Raw genomic sequence first — 13,005 nt, 5'->3', positions numbered from 1 at the left:
ATTTCAGCGGATTATTGGCGGCATAGACATAGGGACTGATCCCCGGATACTCGTCCTGCATGGGATCGGGCCGCAGGAACCTGCCTATATCCGGGTCAGATCAACTCACGTGTACATCGGGACATTGGAGTCAATCTGGACATCATAAATCATCAAGCAATTTGTTCAGCCACATTACAAACCCATTTGAGACGAACTTCGGATCTTGGTTTTCTGGTAAGTCATGATCCCAAAATACCACTGGGCACTCATCACCTTTTACTTTGTTGGTGTCGAGGCAATAATGATTTCCATAGCCGTCATTCATTATGGGTACCAAGTGGAACGGCACTCTAGGTCTCATCTCCTCCCGTTCACTTAATGTCATTCGTAACAAATCCAAGTACTCTGGCACATCAGACCCAAGACCGTAAAGTTCCCAATGTCCAACTCCGCCCCAGCCGAATCTACGAAGGAATTCCTTGTAGCTACGAGGAAGTTGAACTTCCAAGACTTTCTCGGCACGCTGAATTGCAACCTCGTCAACACCAGATCCAAGACTTTGGTACTTGTAATCTCCTAGCCGTAGTGCGAAGTCATCAAAGTTCATGGTGTGTCCTTCATGGAAGTCCTGGATGATTTGCTTTGTAATTTCCACCCATGCGGTGATCAGTTCTGGTCATCGGCTGAAGGTTTTCGAAGGTATTCTTACCACCTTCTGCTAAAGGAATTCTATGGTGAAGTTCCATCGGATTTCCATCAGAGCCTATTGGAGCCTTCCCCTGACTCATGCGATCCAAGTTTTCCTGCGAGTACTTCCTAGGGTTTACTTTTGCCTCATTTTTCCAGAACTCCGGTCTCATTCTATTGAATTCCATTCTCATGGATTTTAAATCATTGCCGGTAATTCTTGAGTTATTCCCCTTGAAAGGACTTTCCAGTCCTTTGACATTCCCTTTACCTCCAGGAAACGCCTTTTTTACATAGTCACCCGCCTTCTTAAGCAGAGACTTCGCTCCCCTGGCATACGCGCTTCCTGGTCCCGGTAATGCCGTACCAAGCCCCAAACCGACAACTGCCATCCCCACATCGCCCTTGGTCGATTTCGGGTCCTGGAGCGTTTCGTAAAGGTTGTAGACATCGTAACCTGTAGAGGCAACTTCGGAAGCGGTGTAGAGTAACCCCAGTATCGCAGGGAAAACGATACGTCCATCCGGATCCACATACTTGAGCGGATTGTTGGCGGCATAGGCGTACGGACTGATCCCCGGGTACTCGTCCTGCATGGGATCGGGCCGCAGGAACCTGCCTATGTCGTAATCGTACGACCTGGCAGGCATGTAGTCAAGGCCGGACTCCGGGTCCCGCTCGTGGCCCGTGAACCGGAAGTGCGTGGCGCCGGCGCCGCTCGAGGCCAGCAGCCCGCCGTAGGGCCAGTAGTCGTAGGCGGCGGTGACGGCGCCTTCCCCGTCGATCAAGCTCCGGGTGCTTCCCAGGTGATCGGCCAGGTAGTAGCTTGCGCTACCTCCTGCTATCCTTGCGATGCGCCTGCTGCCGGCGTACACGTACCTTGCAAACTGGGTCTGATCCGTGTACTCGGCAAGCACGCTTCCGTCCGCTCCCCGCAGGTAGTAGGTCACGGCCGTTCCGATCGTCTTCTTTACGCGCCTTTGATCCGGGTCCATGAGATACCGTGCGTTGCCGTGTCCGGTGGCGAGCCCGCGGTAGTCGTAGGTCAGGGACGCGTCCCCCATTGCCGTCATCCATCCGTTCCGGTTGTAGGCGAACGTCATGCCTCCCGTACCGGTGGTGCTGTCCAGGCGGTTGGGCGTGGAGGCGGCCGAGTAGTTGTAGCTTAGCGTGCTGCCGCCGGTCACCACCCGGGTGATGTTGCCGCTTCGGTCGTAGCGGTAGGACCGCCGGCTGGCGCCGCCCAGGCTGAAGCCGGTGAGCCGGTGCAGGTCGTCGTAGGTATAGGTCGCGGCCTTGAGCGAATCGGCCGCGGCGCGGCGGTAGTTCTGGGCGGTGACGTTACCGGCGGCATCATACTGCTGGCTCAGGGTGAACCTGCCGGGATAGTCGATGCCCGTGACCCATTCGCGCGGGTTGTAGGCGTAGGTGCCGCTGGCGATGGCATCGCCCGCGCCATCGGCCACATCGTGGCCCACATTGTGGGTTTTGACGTTGCCTGCCGCGGTATGGGTGTATGCCGCCAGGGTCTTGCCTTGCGCGTCCCACACGCGTGTGAGCCGCCCGGCGCCGTCGTAGGCATAGCGGGCCTGCGCGCCGTCGGGATAGATTATCCTGGTGATCCTTCCGGCGAGGTCGTGGACGTATTCCAGCGTCTTCGCGCCGGTGAGTCCCTCGATTTCCACCTGCTTGACGCGCACGCTGCCCAGGTGGTCGTAGGCGTAGCGATGGGTGACTTCCGCCACCGCGTCCGCGTCGTTATTCTCCTCGGCTTTGATCAGGCGCCCCTGGGCGTAGTTGGGCCCGCCTGCGACCCCGTCGCCTGCGACCCCGTCGCCGTCGTAGGTCATGCGGCTTCGCCACGAAGTGTTGTCCGTCTCGAAGGGATAGGCGCTTTCGGGATCGAGCCCAGAGAACGTGGCGTCCGCCTCTCCCGTGCGGGTCACGCGCCCGAAGGCGTCGTACACGGTGAATGTCACCTTGCCTGCCGCGCTCTGGCGCGCGTCCTGCGAAAAACGCACGCGCCCCAGGTCGTCGTACTTGTACAGCGTAGCCGCGTCGGCATCGGGATATTTTCTGCTGACCATGCGTCCCAGGGTGTCGTAGGCATAGGCAGAAGTCCCGCCGCCCGGCATGGTGGTGGAGACCAGACGATCCAGGGCGTCGTAGGCAAAAGACGTCCTGTTGTTCCCTGTATTCGAGTCCGTCCCCGCCGAGTCGGCGATGACGTGGATCATGCGCCCGTAGGCGTCGTAGACGGTGGCGGTGTTTATACCCTTTTCGTCGTCGACGGTCATGTAGGATCGGCCGCGTCCGGATTCGGCGCCCCAGTATCCGTAGCGGGTGTCGACGGCGGTGGCGGCGGCGTGTCCGGGGGGTATGACGCGGGAGACCCTGAGGAGGGGATCGTCGTCGTAGGCGGTCGTGGTGATGCGGCTTCCGGCGGCGGCGCTGGTCAGTGCGCCGTAGGTGTATGAAGGCGCCTGATGCACCGGCCCGAGGAGTTTTTCGGGCTTGCCCGCGCGGTTGTACCCGGTCTGGGTGACGACATCGTTTTCACCAGCCCGCGCGCGGGTCTGTATCCGGCGGGCCAGGCCGTCGAAGGAGGTGGAAAGAACCTCTGCCGGTCCCACGTAGAGGCCAGCCAGGTATCCGTTTCCGGTCTCGCCCTCGGCTTTGAATGCGGGCGTCCATCCTGAGGGTACGGTCACCGAGCCCTTTGCCCCCTTGAACCGGGTGTCCCGGTGGCCGTAGAGCCATGCGTTCACCTTGCCTGAGGGCACAAGTTCCATCTCGACGCGGGCCCAGGGCCAGTTTCGGTTGTATCCGGGCGCCATGGCGGTGGAGGCCGTGCTGCCGCTGATGCTGCTTTCCAGCTTGACGCTGCCGCCGTCGTAGACCATGCGGACGTAGTCGTCCCCGTCCTCGAAGGACAGGATGACGGTTTTGCCCGAGGCGGCGTTGCCCGGGTGGAAGTCGGCCCTGGCCGTGACGTGTCCGGAGAGCCTGCCGGTCTCCAGCACGGAGGCGGCCCCGAGCTTCACGGACTGCTTCCCTTCCTTTTCCTGGTTGTAGGATATGTCTCCGGTCCCGGTCACTTCATCGCCGCCTGCCAGGGGGTCAATGCCGGCACGGAAATTCGATCCGGCCTTCGCATGGAAGCCGGGCCTCAGTATGATGCGTGCGCTGGCCTTCAGGGTGACGGTCTCGCCGGCTTCGACGACATAGGGTCCGCTGGTTGCCAGGCTGACGCCCTCCTTGAGGCGGTCGCCTGTGCCGCGGACCAGGGTCCGGTGCCCGTCCTTCGAGAGATCTTTGTGGCCGTCCCTGGAAGGGTAGGCGATGTCGGTCTGGCGGTTGGGTCTTCCGGTGCTGTACGCGCTGCTGCCGCCGCCGCGTGAGAAGGCGTGGTCGCGCTGGGCGATCAGGCGCCCTTTTCCGTCGATGGTCTGCACGACGCGCCTCAGGCCGTCCCTCAGGTACCTGACGGTATGTCCGTTCGCATCGGTGACGGCAATGGCGTCCAGGGCGACCGGATCGAAGGTGGTCATGGCCGCCGGCCGGACGCCGTGGGGCCATGCGCGCAGGTTGTCGAACGACGCGCTGCCAGGCGACGATCCGTTGGAGAGTCTCACCTGGTTGATATTGCCGCCTGACGCCACCTCGTACGTACCCGAGGCGGGATAGCGCACGCCGTCGACGTGCGCCCACCAGGTCTGGCCGCTCCACCCTATCTTCACGCGGTACCACTGGTTGGCGGCGTAGGAGGCGCCGGCCGCGGCCAGGGTTGTCCCGCTCAAGGCCTTGAACGCCCCGTCCGCGTCGAAGACCCACTTGATCCGTTCGGTACCCGTTCCGCTGCCTCCGGCGAGCGCTATGGCGGTCTGCTCGTCTTCGGCGCCCGCCTTGACGTCGATCTCGAAGACGCCGCTCGCGTTGGCGGGAAGGTTCCTGCGCGCCACGGCGTTGTCCAGGGACAGTACGCCGCCGGCCGGAGCCGGCGTGCCGGTTCCGGTTTTCGACCATGCGCCCGCGTCCGGGGCCGTCAGATCGTCCCAGGATCCGTGCTCGTCGAAGACCTCGGCGACTGCTTCAGGCGCCGCGGCGCCGGTGAACGAGGCCACCGGCCGCATCTTCCCGTAACCCCGGATCGTGGACGTCACCGTGCCGTGGGCGTCCTGTGCCTCGGTCAGGTTGCCGTAGGCGTCGTAGGCCGTCGCCACCCGGCGATCGATCCATTCACCGGATGACACCTGGCCGTCGCCGTTCCCGTCGAGCCAGGCCGAGGTGGTGTCGGGCAGGACGAGGGCGTTGCTTCCGGTGACGAACCGTCCGTAGCGGTATCTGTCGGCCTTTATCCTCCTGCCCGAGCCGTCTTTGACGGTGACGACGTGGGGCCGGTCCAGGACGTGGGCGCTCAGCAGGTACGCGTCCTCGGGGTCGCCTGAGGAAAGGCCGGTGACCTCCAAGTCCTTCGCGTAGACCCTGATCTTGCGGTATACGGCCTGCTGCGGCTTGTACACGGCGGCGTGCAACTCGAGGTTGACGCGGGCGCTGTCGGCGCTTGCCGGCACCGGAACGAGGACGTCGAAGGGCGCTTCTTCGGGCGAAAGATCGGCGCCCGAGGGCACGCTCTGCATGAACGAACCTGCCACGCTTGAACCGCCGTCCTTCCAGTCGACGGTCACCGTGGCGGCGGCGTACATGTTGCCCGTGCCCTGCAGCTGGTCGGTACCGATCGTGCCCCGGATGCGCAACACGTCATGGTCGGCCGCGGGGAAGAGGCCGCCCTCGAAGTCGTAGACGCCCACGCTCTCCACGCTCGAGCCCGCGTTCAGGAACGCCTCCACCGAGGCCGCTTCCGGGTCGCCGGAGCCCAGGAAGGCGGCGTGCACCCGCTCTCCCTGCGACAGGGAGGTGTCGAGCACCGGCTGCCCGAAGGCCGGGGCCACGGCACTGCTCGTCACCTGGTCGGCGTGGTAGCTCGTCTCGGTGACGCGCAGCGTGTGGGCGCCGGACTTGAGCGTCCTGCTGGCGATGAGGCCATTGTTCGCGTTGTGGGTCTGCACCGTCGTGGCGGCGACCCCGTCTTTCGTGGTGGTAAGCGTATCGGCCCTGATCCAGTACGCCTGCTGGGGGATGCCCCGGTGGTAGTACCACTGCCAGTCGCCGGTCCAGGTGCCCGCCGCCGTGACCCGCCAGGCGGTCCGCTGCCGCTGGACCACGGTTCCCGAGGCGTCGTAGTGGATCGTCCGCTCCAGGAGACCTCTGCGGATGTCCCTTTCGGCCTCGTGCCGCCTGTCGGTGGCCGAGAGGCCCAGGGCGTCCAGGTCCGCCTCGCCCACGTAGTCGCGCCGTATCTTGCCATGGCCGCCGGGCAGGACCTCGTCCACCACGGGGAAGGTGATCCGCCGCATGCGCCGGCTGTCGACGGTATCCATGACCGGGGCGGTCTCCACGTAGGCGAACGCCGTGGTGTCCGGCGGGACCGGTCCCCCGCTGCCGTCGGCGTCCCAGATCCGGTGCCTGACGCGCCGCGAACGGTCGAAGAAGGCTTCATCGAAATTGATGTGCTTCGTCCAGGTGGTGTCCGGCACGGGGATCCCCTCGTAACCTATCTTCATCTCCCCGCCCGCGGGCGTGACCATCTTCGTCATGCGATAACTGTCCGCAAGGGTGTTGGTGAAGCGGTACGGCGGCAGCCGGTCGGAAGCGGCGGTTCCCGTGCCCATGACGCTGATGCTTTCGAGCAACAGCGTGCGCGCGTTGTCGCCCGGGGCCACCGGCGGCCGCTTTTGCAGGTTCTTGTCGTCTTCGTACTGGAAGGCGTACCGGGCAACCTGGTTGCCACCTCCGTCGGTGACGGTCAGGGCGTCGAGGCGGTGCGCGCTCGCGATGCCGTCGTACATCCGGTAGCTGCGGTTGTCGCCGGCCAGGTAGTGCCCGTAGGGCAGGGTCTCGCCCGCGGGCGTGTCGAAGTAGTTGTCGTAGGTGATCTTCACCGGCGTGTTGGTATTGCGCGGCGTATGCGTAGCGATATGGATGTCGGGCCGGGCGCTCGTCTCGGTCCGTATCCTGCGCGCGACCTCGCCGTCCGCTCCGGCGAGGACGACCTCCGAGAGGTGCGCCGTGTTGAACGTCTTGACCACGGTCAGGTTGGTGCGGCTCTGACCGATCGTTATCCCGCCCGGGAAGCGCGGGTCGATGTCGGCGAAGCCTAACAGGTTGCGAAAGGAGCGCGTGGCTTCGGCCCGCTCCTTCGCCCGGTCCCTGACCGTGGTCACCGGGCCGTCGGAGGCATACCGGAACCGGATCGTGTTGCCGGCCTGGTCCCTTATCTCGGCCAGGTTCCACTGGTACACCAGCTCCGGCTGGATCTCGTCGAAACGCCCCTCCTGCACCGCGCCCCCCTTGACGGTCAGGTTCATGCCGTAGTCGTTCTCTCCCATCGATACGGCCCCGAAGGTGTAGATCAGGCCCGAGATGGTCCGCGCCGTCCATGTGGAGGCCAGCGGATCATTGCGGTCGTAGTTCCACCTGATGTCCATGAAGCGCCGGTTCTCGGCGTAGTACACGTTGGTGGGGGGCAGCGAGGCGCCCGTATCCGAGGCGCGCCGCGATTCGTCTAGCTGGCGCACCAGGCGGTGCGAGCCGTCGGGCAGCGACAGCGACAGGTTGAAGGAAAAGGGATGGTTCACCGGGCTGCTCAGGTCCGTCAGGTTGTGGCCGCCGGTCACCCGGATCGCTCCGAACTCCAGGTTCCAGCCCAGGCCCACCCACGTGGCGTTGTTCAGCGTGACCGTGCCCTGGCTGATCGTGGAGGTGGCCGCGGGGTCGTCGGAGAGCCTGATCAGCCGGTCCGTGCCCGTCACCGCGCTGCTGTAGCGCAGGATCAGGGGCAGGGACAGGCCGCCCGCGCCTTCCGCTTCGCCCAGGGGAAGCGTATACGACCAGTTGCCCGAAAAGTAGTCCACCTGGTCCGCGTCCATGACGCCGGACAGGCTGTCGAAGTCATAGGCGCTCTTGGTGGCGTCTGTAACGGTGCTTTGCTGGCCATGGATATCCATGGCGATGAGGCCGATCAGGAGGATCCCGATGAGCGTCCGCAGGGCGTAGTAGTAAATGGGGCTTTGCATGGTGAACTCCTTTAGCATGGATATAGCGGATGTGTGTTTGAATGATATGATCGTCGATATCGCTTGCAGCATACGGCGGATGCCGGCGGAAAGCGCGGACGTGATGCGGCCTTGCGGGGGAGTGCTAAGCGCCTGAACCCCATTGGAAAGCCGGCAGGAAGCGCCGGCGTCCGACTCCGGTCTTGCGAATCAGATTCGGGAGGTGAAATTGCGGTTCTCGCGGACATGAAAATCCCCGTGCCTGCTTTCTGCGATCAGAAGTAGCACGGGGACGCTGAAGGTCCGCGGGGTGCGGGTCCGCTAAGGGACGCGAGGGTATTCTGATGCGGTGGTCGTTATGCCCGTGTCATGGACATGATGATATACTATACATATGATTAGTATATCTGTCAAGGGGGGGTTGAAAAAAACTGCGTTTTTCTTCATATCTCCTGACTTCGTGATTCGTCAAGTTTCCCCAACCGATGGCGGGGGCGCCTCGGAACAAGTGTTGGCTACTCGAAGAGCAGTTTTACGCCCGCCGCGATTAACTCCGGCGTGTCGCTCGGATGGAATCGGTAACGCAGCCGGCCCTCCCGGTCCACCAGGAACAGCGTGGTCGTGTGGGCCACCAGATAATGGCCCGCTTCGTTCGGCTCCTGGAACTTGTACAGCACGCCGTACTGTTCGGCGACCTCGTCGATCTCCTCTTTCGATCCCGTGAGCCCGCGGACGTCCACCGTAGAGAAGTACGCCAGGTACTCCCTGAGCTGTTTCGGCGTGTCGCGCGAGGGATCGACGGTAATGTATATCGTGCGCACGCTCTGGCCGGGTGCGAGATCGAGCACGTCGTAGACGGCTGCCAGCTTGGAGAGCATGAGAGGACAGGCATCGGGGCAGTAGGTGTAGCCGAAGAAGATAAGAAACGCATCGCCGCGGTGTTCCGAGAGGTCGAACCGCGCCTCGTCCTGGTCGGTCAGCGTGAAATCGCCGCCGAAACGTTCGCCGTAGTCCAGCAACTCGGGGATGTCGATCTGGGGTGGTGGCGGTGGTTCGGCGCGGCAGCCGGGGAAGAGCAGCAGGAACGCGGCAAGCATGGTGACCAGGTGAGTAAAAAACCCGGATCGATGCCACGGGATTTTGAATTGTATGGTACGGCGTATCACGCCCATATCGTACCCGCCTGTCACATGCCCTTCAGCACCTCGGCCGTTACGTTCCGGGTCGACTGGTCTGCGAAACGCAACGTGAGGGACACCGAGTCGCCTTCCGCCAACTGCCGTTTCACGCCGAACAACATGATGTGGTTTCCGCCGGGCTCCAATGCCGCCTCGCCGTGCGCCGGAACCACCAGGCGTTCAATCTTCTTCATCTCCATCATATCGTCGACCTGGCGCATGGTGTGCAGTTCCGTGTACTCCGCGGCCGTCGTCTCGACGGACAGCAGTTCCCGGGGTCGGTCCGACCGGTTTTCGATGACCAGGTAGGCGGCGGTAACGTCGCGGTTCGGCGGCGTGGCCCTGACCCAGGCGCCGGTGATCTCCAGGTCGTCCGCCGGCTGGCAGCCGAAGACGAAGACCACCAGGGATACAAACAACCATCGCGACCGCCCGCTCCGGGTCCAATGCATCATTTTGTTTCCTCGGATTCAGTAGAAGGCGCGTCCGCAGACGGCTGGAGTGAAGCGACATACATGGCGATCTTGAAGCGCTCCTCGTCCTTGATATGGGGGAAAGGTACCATGGACGGGCTGTCGGGGATGCCGTCTTTCAGCATGCCGGCGATCGTGACCACGTCGCGGCCGATGCGGTAGGCCCCCGGGTCCCGGAAATCGCGGGGCGGGGGTTTCAGCGTGTAGGAAATCGGGCCGTCGCCATGGCCGTCCAGGCCGTGGCACACGGTACAGCCGTACCGGGCATACAACGTCTTTCCGTCCTGCACGAACTCCCCGGGGATCTCGTGGAAGCCGATTGTCCCCGGCGTGATCGTGCCTTCGACCAGTTGGGTCATGAACGTCCGGGCAGCGGCTTCCTTGTCATCAGGATCCGCTGGATCCGCGTCCGGACCGGACGAGCCGCATCCGGTAAGAAAAAGCACCAGCACGCCGGCGAACCATATGCCGCCGCAAAGCCGTAGTGCCAGAGACGGTTTTAACCACGTTGTTCCAGCCGAAAACATGGTTCTATCCTATTGGAATTCCACCGCCCTGTCAACGACTACCGCCTTCGTATTCCCCACCGGATCGGGTGGTCCGGGGCGGCGGCAGACGATGGTCCGGCCCCCTGCAATTCAATTGACGATGCCTGTGGGGGTGCGTACATTCCCGTCGTCTTCAACACCCCATCCCAACCACGGCCGGATCGGGCACGAACCGCAACCGGGGAGACACCTTGCGAAGCTTCAGGGAATCGCTGTCGATCTACTTCGAGCGCCGCATGGCCCGCATTCTGCTGCTCGGGATCATCAGCGGATTCCCCTGGGTGCTCATCGGCAGCTGCCTCAATCTCTGGTTGAAAGAAGACGGGCTTTCCCGCACGGCCATAGGCTGGGCCAGCCTGATCTTCGGCGTGTACGCCTTCAACTTCCTCTGGGCGCCGCTGATCGACCGCATACGGTTGCCACTGCTGACCGGATGGCTCGGCCACCGGCGGGCCTGGATCGTTACGCTCCAGGCCGTCATCCTGGCTTGCCTGGTGCTCTGGAGTCTCGCCCAACCGACGGCGGACCTCAGCGTGGTCGTAGCCATCGGACTCGTCATAGCCATCGCGTCCGCCACCCAGGACATTGCGATCGACGCGTTGCGCATCGAGCAGATCGGCACGTCGGAATCGGAATCCATGGCCGCCGGCGCGGCCACGGCCGTCGTCGGGTGGTGGACGGGTTTCAAACTCGGCGGCGTGATCGCCCTGGAGACCGCGCAAGCCCTGCAGAACGCCGGCGTCGAAGACTACTGGCAGACCACCTTTCTCTGTCTCGGAGCAGTGGTCATGCTCTGCAACATCGGCCTCGCCTTCGTCCGGGAGACCAACGCCGCCGATCGCATCGCGGCACAGGCCGAGGACGACGAACGAATTGCCTCCGGCCTGGCGCTGCCGAGTGGATTCGGGCGCGTTGTCGCCTGGTTCGCGGGCACCGTGGCCAATCCGTTGACGAGCTTCTTCCGGCGCAACGGATTCGCCATCGCCGCCGCCGTGCTCGGATTCGTCTTCCTGTTCAAGATCGGCGAAGCGTTCCTGGGCCGCATGTCCCTCATCTTCTACAGGGAGATCGGATTCACCCTGTCGGACATCGCCCTCTACTCCAAGGGACTGGGATGGGTCGTCACCGTGGCCTTCACCGTGCTGGGCGGGTTCTTCGCCATTCGGGTCGGACTGGTGCCGGCCATGTTCGCGGCCGGGATCGCCATGGCGGCCACCAATCTGCTGTTCGCCACACTGGCCTGGACGGGCAAGTCCGAGTTGATGTTCGCGACCGCCGTCGTGGCGGACGACATTACGGGCGCCTTCGCGACGGTCATATTCGTCGCCTTTATCTCGATGCTCGTCGACCGGACCTATACGGCCACGCAATACGCGCTGCTGGCTTCGATCGGAACGGCGGGGCGAACCCTCTTCGCGGCGTCCTCCGGCGAGATGGTCGACTGGCTCGATGGCGACTGGGGGACCTTTTTCATCATCACGGCGCTGATGGTGGTCCCGTCTCTCGCGTGTCTCTGGGCCATCCGGAGCAAGCTGAGGGACCTGCTCGCCGGCAAGCGCGTGCGTATTTTCGGCAAGACCATGCAGGAAGAACCCGAAGAAGCGACCTGATCACCGAACCATGGAGGCTATACATGTACATCGGAACGCAGACCCGGTGCCGCAACGATACGGATATCGAGGTCCTGGCCCAACTCGGCGTATTCAACGTGGACCAGACGCCGGAGGAGCCCTGGGCCGAGTGGACGGCCGACCTGCTGAAAGCCCAGCGCGAACGGTTCGACCGGTACGGAATCAACCTCGAGATGATCCATATCCCCCTGGGCTCCTCCAGCGCCTTCGACAACGAAGCCGGCGCCATCTTCCTAGGGAAGAGCGATGCGCGGGACCGCGCGCTGGACCGCATGTGCGAGACCGTGCGCATGGCCTCCGAGGCCGGGTTGCGGGGACTGAACTACAACATCACCCTGCTGGGTCACCTGCGTACCGAGCCCAAATACGGCCGCGGCGGCGCGAAGCTGTCGTCCTTCGACTACGACAAGCTGGACCAGGCCCGGCCCGAATTCGAAGGCGGTCCCGCCGACGAGGACGAGATGTGGGAGCGCATCGATCACTGGCTGAAGACGATCATTCCCGTGGCCGAGGAATACAAGGTCCAGATGGCGTGCCACCCGTCGGACCCGGGCATCGGGCACGGAAGAACCTACCGCGGCGTCGCCCGCGTGCTGGGCATGTCGGACGGCTTTAAGAAACTCATCGACCTGTACGACAGTCCATACAACGGGCTGAATTTCTGCCAGGGCTGCATGTCGGAAAGCCTGGAGAATCCCTCCGAGGAGATCTTCGACGTGATCCGCTACTTCGGCACCAGGAAGAAGATCTTCAACGTCCATTTCCGGAATATCAAGGGACGGCTGAACAACTTCGTGGAGGTGTTCCCCGACGAGGGCGACGTCGACATGCTGAAGGCGATGCGCACCTACAAGGAAGTGGGGTACGAGTACATGATCATGCCGGACCACGTGCCCGGCATTTCGGGGCCCGAAGCGGGCCAGGTGGGATTCGCCTATGCCTACGGGTACATCCACGCGGCGATCCAGGCGGCGAATGCTGCGGACTAGGTGGTGGGAGTAACCTACACGGCCGGGGTGGCGTGATTATGAATCCAAAAGCCGGCTCCGAACCAAATTCAGCAGAGCTTCTACGTGCCGGACTGCCAAGGATCGGTTGAGTGGGGAGGTTCCTTGATCACTTGGTCCGTAGCGAAATTGAACAGCAAAAGAGGTGTATTCCACGAGGATGTCAAATTCCAAAACGGCAGCTTCCTGGGCTTTAACCATTTCAACCAGCATGGCCAGATCATGCGTAGGTGGATACGTCTCACCAAGCAACGCAAGCCAAGCCTTGAACAGTTTCTCTGCAGCCTGCTGAACGTGAAAACCGAAAATTTCGTCGGCGAAGACCGTAATATCTTGCATGCCTCGAAGAGCGTGAAAGTCCCTTTCCGCGGCTGCAAGCAGAAC

General features: G+C 62.9%; 8 protein-coding genes. 2 read left to right on the top strand and 6 right to left on the bottom strand.

From position 1 onward, the window contains the following. Nucleotides 1-142: 142 nt before the first annotated feature. The 5 genes from OXG98_08490 to OXG98_08470 form a co-directional block, all read right to left on the bottom strand. On the bottom strand, nucleotides 143-589 hold the full coding sequence (locus tag OXG98_08490; GenBank protein ID MCY3772043.1) for an SMI1/KNR4 family protein: 447 nt from the start codon (nucleotides 587-589) through the stop codon (nucleotides 143-145). Between the two features lie 10 nt (nucleotides 590-599). After that, a complete protein-coding gene (locus OXG98_08485) occupies nucleotides 600-7,805 on the bottom strand; it encodes a hypothetical protein (GenBank protein MCY3772042.1) in 7,206 nt (2,401 codons plus the stop codon). Between the two features lie 494 nt (nucleotides 7,806-8,299). Beyond that, nucleotides 8,300-8,956, bottom strand: a complete 657-nt coding sequence (locus tag OXG98_08480; protein MCY3772041.1) for an SCO family protein — start codon at nucleotides 8,954-8,956, stop codon at nucleotides 8,300-8,302. Between the two features lie 14 nt (nucleotides 8,957-8,970). Further along, nucleotides 8,971-9,417 carry a copper chaperone PCu(A)C gene (locus OXG98_08475; GenBank protein ID MCY3772040.1) on the bottom strand — a complete coding sequence of 149 codons (447 nt, stop codon included), beginning with the start codon at nucleotides 9,415-9,417 and terminating at the stop codon, nucleotides 8,971-8,973. Further along, entirely contained in the window at nucleotides 9,414-9,794 is a 381-nt protein-coding gene (locus OXG98_08470) for a cytochrome c (protein ID MCY3772039.1), read from the bottom strand. Before OXG98_08470 ends, OXG98_08475 begins: the two co-directional genes overlap by 4 nt. 425 nt (nucleotides 9,795-10,219) lie before the next feature. On the opposite strand from OXG98_08470, the gene OXG98_08465 reads away from it, so the two are divergent. Both OXG98_08465 and OXG98_08460 read left to right on the top strand, forming a co-directional pair. Continuing rightward, nucleotides 10,220-11,593, top strand: coding sequence for an MFS transporter (locus tag OXG98_08465; protein ID MCY3772038.1), 1,374 nt, complete (start codon nucleotides 10,220-10,222; stop codon nucleotides 11,591-11,593). Between the two features lie 23 nt (nucleotides 11,594-11,616). Next, a complete protein-coding gene (locus OXG98_08460) occupies nucleotides 11,617-12,603 on the top strand; it encodes a mannonate dehydratase (GenBank protein ID MCY3772037.1) in 987 nt (328 codons plus the stop codon). 36 nt (nucleotides 12,604-12,639) lie between these two features. Here OXG98_08460 and OXG98_08455 read toward each other — a convergent pair. Then, nucleotides 12,640-13,005: HEPN domain-containing protein (locus OXG98_08455; protein ID MCY3772036.1), on the bottom strand; the 366-nt coding region annotated here is incomplete at its 5' end.

The sequence above is a fragment of the Gemmatimonadota bacterium genome (genome assembly GCA_026706345.1).
Taxonomy (GTDB): Bacteria; JAAXHH01; JAAXHH01; order JAAXHH01; family JAAXHH01; genus JAAXHH01.
The sequence above is the reverse complement of the archived record's forward strand: the minus strand, read 5'-3'. Positions and strand labels throughout refer to the sequence as shown.

Coding starts and splice junctions, on each gene's coding strand:
- OXG98_08465 (MCY3772038.1), top strand. CDS start 10,220: ATGGCCCGCATTCTGCTGCTCGGGATCATCAGCGGATTCCCCTGGGTG.
- OXG98_08475 (MCY3772040.1), bottom strand. CDS start 9,417: ATGATGCATTGGACCCGGAGCGGGCGGTCGCGATGGTTGTTTGTATCC.
- OXG98_08490 (MCY3772043.1), bottom strand. CDS start 589: ATGAACTTTGATGACTTCGCACTACGGCTAGGAGATTACAAGTACCAA.
- OXG98_08470 (MCY3772039.1), bottom strand. CDS start 9,794: ATGACCCAACTGGTCGAAGGCACGATCACGCCGGGGACAATCGGCTTC.
- OXG98_08480 (MCY3772041.1), bottom strand. CDS start 8,956: ATGGGCGTGATACGCCGTACCATACAATTCAAAATCCCGTGGCATCGA.
- OXG98_08485 (MCY3772042.1), bottom strand. CDS start 7,805: ATGCAAAGCCCCATTTACTACTACGCCCTGCGGACGCTCATCGGGATC.
- OXG98_08460 (MCY3772037.1), top strand. CDS start 11,617: ATGTACATCGGAACGCAGACCCGGTGCCGCAACGATACGGATATCGAG.